The sequence below is a fragment of the Paracoccus chinensis genome (assembly GCF_900102885.1).
Lineage (GTDB): Bacteria > Pseudomonadota > Alphaproteobacteria > Rhodobacterales > Rhodobacteraceae > Paracoccus > Paracoccus chinensis.
Genome location: NZ_FNGE01000081.1, coordinates 1 through 1,155 on the forward strand (window position 1 = coordinate 1; position 1,155 = coordinate 1,155).

Annotated in this window: 2 protein-coding genes; one reads left to right on the forward strand and one right to left on the reverse strand. The window is 64.1% G+C overall.

The features are described 5' to 3' along the window. A partial coding sequence (locus BLQ03_RS17800) for a hypothetical protein (protein ID WP_090757613.1) occupies positions 1–525 on the reverse strand: 525 nt, incomplete at its 3' end. 525 nt (positions 526–1,050) lie between these two features. On the opposite strand from BLQ03_RS17800, the gene BLQ03_RS17805 reads away from it, so the two are divergent. Next, positions 1,051–1,155, forward strand: a 105-nt coding sequence (locus BLQ03_RS17805; protein WP_217629804.1) for a ribbon-helix-helix domain-containing protein, incomplete at its 3' end; no start/stop codon positions are given.

Sequence of the window (1,155 nt, forward strand, 5' to 3'; positions counted from 1 at the left end):
GAGGATGTCGCATAAGTCGGCCGCAGTCTTGGCACACTCATAGCTTTGCCATGCGAGGTGCCGGGTGATTTGCCCAAGCGTGGCAAGGGCGCGGTCGCGGGCACCCAGCGTTGGGGCCTGCTTGTTGAGCCGGTCGGTCACGGCATCCTGAAACTGGAAAGCGATGCTCACGTTGCCTCCGAAGAAGTCGAACTCGATCTGGTTGCTGGCGGACAGCTCTTTCAGGGTCGTGGCGGCCTGGCGGGCCTTCAGGGCGCGCTCCGGGCTGCTTTCCTGAAGAGCCTGCTGATCGGCCAGCAGGGCGGCCTGGTCGTAGGCGCCACGGCGACGCAGGGCGCGGTCGGTCAGGTCCGCTGGCGGGTTCGGGCTGTGGTGTTGGCGCGGCTGCGCTGCGCCAACCAAGACGGCGATTGACTGCACCGGGGCGCCATTGCGGCGCTGCGCTGCCTGCGTGGCCTTGGCAAGCTCGATGTCCTCCTGCGACACGCCCGACCGGCGCAGCTCATGGATGGTCGCTCTGGGCATCTCGGGCTCCGATAGTTGCTGATGGAGCAACTAAAGTTGCTGGGTGAGCAACTGTCAACCGCTCTCACAGCCAGCGTGGTAAGGCCGAAACCGCCAAAACGCTCCAGCGTATCCATGTATCCTAAGAACATAAGAGGCGCGGCCCCTCTCCCTCCTGCGCTGCCGGTCCAGGTGGCACGGCCGCAGGCTGGGGAACAGGAAGGATCAAGGTGGCCCCGCTGTCCGATAAGATGCCCTGAGGCCGGTTTGCGGTGCTTATCGGCTCTGCCTCAAGAGGCGGCTGGGTCCGATAACAGGGACAGGCGCGCCTGGTCTGGGTGGCGTGTAAACATTCGACAGTTCCTGCCACTTCCTCTCCTTCTCTTTCTCGCTTCGTCAAGGCTCCCGAGGAGGCTGCCAAGACTGATGGCCGGAGGGGAAGGCGGACCAGGAGGCAAGGCGCTTTCTGGTTTTCCCTAGCAAGCCTCACAAGTATGATGAAGTATGTTTGCTGAAGAGAGTGGTCCCATGCCTGCCGTTGAGCGAATGACCATCACCATGCCGGCTGAGCTGGCCGAGACGCTGCGCCAGACCGTGGCGGGCGGCGAGTATGCCTCGACCAGCGAGGTCGTGCGCGAGGCCCTGCGGGAG